Annotated in this window: 2 protein-coding genes; both read right to left on the reverse strand. The window is 66.9% G+C overall.

Annotated features, from left to right (window positions below; all coding sequences use genetic code 11):
- A partial coding sequence (locus CON77_RS09185) for an aldehyde dehydrogenase family protein (protein WP_101048859.1) occupies window positions 1–1,446 on the reverse strand: 1,446 nt, incomplete at its 3' end.
- A 97-nt stretch (window positions 1,447–1,543) separates the two neighbouring features.
- Window positions 1,544–2,281 carry an iron-containing redox enzyme family protein gene (locus tag CON77_RS09190; protein WP_101048860.1) on the reverse strand — a complete coding sequence of 246 codons (738 nt, stop codon included), beginning with the start codon at window positions 2,279–2,281 and terminating at the stop codon, window positions 1,544–1,546.
- Between the last annotated feature and the right edge of the window lie 110 nt (window positions 2,282–2,391).

The following is a 2,391-nucleotide window of genomic DNA, read 5'->3' on the forward strand; positions in this document are numbered from 1 at the left end:
GTAGATGATTTTGGTGGAGGAGAAGAATTCGAGGCCGACGCGGCCGGACTCACGGAATGTGGAGGTGGAAGAGTTTTTGACACCGCCGAAAGGGGCATTGACCAGGTTGCCGGTGGTGGTGCGGTTGATCTTGACGGTGCCGGCCTGGATGTCCTGGGCGAAGGCGTGCATGTACTTCGGATTGCGCGTGGCGATGGCCGCCGACAGGCCGTACTCCGTGTCATTGGCCTTGGCCATGGCATCGGCAAAGTCGGCCGCCTCGATGATGGCCAGCACCGGGCCGAAGATCTCCTCGCGGGCGATGCGCATCTGGGGCGTCACATCGGTGAAGACCGCCGGCGAGACGTAATAGCCCTGGGCATAGACCCCCTGCGTCAGGCGCTCACCGCCACACAGCAGCGTGGCCTCGCGCCGACCGATCTCCAGGTAAGACAAGACCGTCTCCAGCTGCTTGGCCGTGGCCAGCGGCCCCAGGTCCATGCCCGGCGTCGTGCCCGGCCCGATCTTGAGCGCCTGCACCCGCTGCAGCAGGCGCTGCGTGAAAGCCTCCTTGACCTGAGGCACCACGATGAGGCGGCTGGTGCCCGTGCAGGCCTGCCCGGTCAGCGACAAGCCGCCCTTGACCGCCAGGTCCACGGCCTGGTCCAGGTCCGCGTCCTCCATCACGATCAGGGGGTTCTTGCCCCCCAGCTCCATCTGCAGGCGCGTCGTCAGGTGCACCGTGCGCTGGATGTGCATGCCCGCCTGCGTCGAACCGGTGAACGAAATCGCGCTGATCGCGCGCGAGGTCGTGATGATCGGCCCCACATCCCCGGCCCGACCGGTGATGAAATTGAGCACCCCCGCGGGCAGACCCGCCTGCACCAGCGCCTCGGTCAGGCGCAGGCCCGACAGCGGCGCGTCCGACGAGGGCTTGAAGACCACCGTGTTGCCCATCACCAGCGCCGGGGCCAGCTTGCGCGCCGGAATGGAGGCCGGGAAGTTCCAGGGCGAGATCACCGTCACCACCCCCAGCGGCTCGCGCTGGCTGTAGACCACCATGTCGGCATCGTCCTGGGGGTAAGTTTCGCCGCCAAAGGTCTGGGCCTCCATGGCGTAGAAGCGAAAGGTCTGGGCCGCGCGCAGGAACTCGTCGCGCCCCAGCGCCACCGACTTGCCCTCCTCACGGCTGAGCTCCAGGCCGAAACGGTCGGCGTGGGCCTCCAGGTAATCGGCGGCCTTGTTCAGCACCTTGGCACGCTGGCCGATCGGGGTCTTGCGCCAACCCTCGAACGCCGCGGCCGCAGCGCCCACGGCGGCCTCGGCATCGGCGGCGGTGGAGGCCTGAAAGCGCCCCACATTGTCCTGCGTGTCGGCCGGGTTGATGTTGTCGAACGTGCGCCCGCTGCGGCTGCGGACCCATTCGCCGTGGATGTGGTTGAGGAATTCTTCGACGGGCATGGTCATGGTGCGGGGTGGGGCCAGCGGCCCCTGGGTGGGAATCGGGTCGGTGCAAGGGGCGGGCGGTCCATGGCAACGGCCACCGACCGCCCGCCCCTCAGGCTCAGGCCGCCAGGGCCAGCGCGGCGCTCTCCTGCGCCGAGGAGGCCACGTAGTCGTGGTAGAGCGCGGTGGTGTAGAGCAGGCGCATCTGGGCGCCGATCTCACAGATCTTCAGACAGCGCTGCTGCAGCTCGACCGTGGTCGCGTGCTCCAGCACGATCTGGTAGCCGCGCTCGCCGTGGATCTCGTCGGAGACGATGTGCAGGTCGAAGAACTCCACTTCCTCGTCGGTGAAGCCGTACTTCTCGCGCAGCGTGGGGGTCTGCTTGCGGTAGATGGAAGGCACCTGCGACTCCAGGCCGACGACCAGACCGGCGACGGCGACGATGGGGTCTTCGCGCATGGCCACGGCGTAGCACCAGCTCTGCAGGGCGCGGGTGGTGGGCGACATGTTGTCGGGGTCGACCACGCGCTCGCGGGTGGTGCCGCAGGCCTCGGCAAAGCGGATGAGCAGGTCGGTGTGGCGGTCACCGCCGATCTCTTCCTCGTACATGTTGGCCAGCAGGAAGTCCTTGGCGTCGGTCATGTGGTCGGGGGTGCGGGCGTAGACGTAGGCCAGGTAATCGGCGAAGGGGCCGACGTAGTGGTAGTGGTTCTCGGCCCAGCGCGCCAGGTGTTCGCGGCTGAGGGTGCCGCTGGCCCAGGCCAGGCTGAAGGGCGACTGGTTGGCACTCTTGCCCTTGATCGCGTTCTCCAGCGCCGTGCGCAGCTCGTCTCGGTTCAGCAGTTTCGGGGTCATCTTTGGCTCCTTCAAAAAAAAAGGGGGGGGGCGGAATCGGACGCAGTCGGTGTGTGTTTCCATGACCACGTTCGGTATACAATATACCAACAAACCGGCGCTTGTCAAAC

Source organism: Macromonas nakdongensis (assembly GCF_002837145.1).
Lineage (GTDB): Bacteria > Pseudomonadota > Gammaproteobacteria > Burkholderiales > Burkholderiaceae_C > Macromonas_B > Macromonas_B nakdongensis.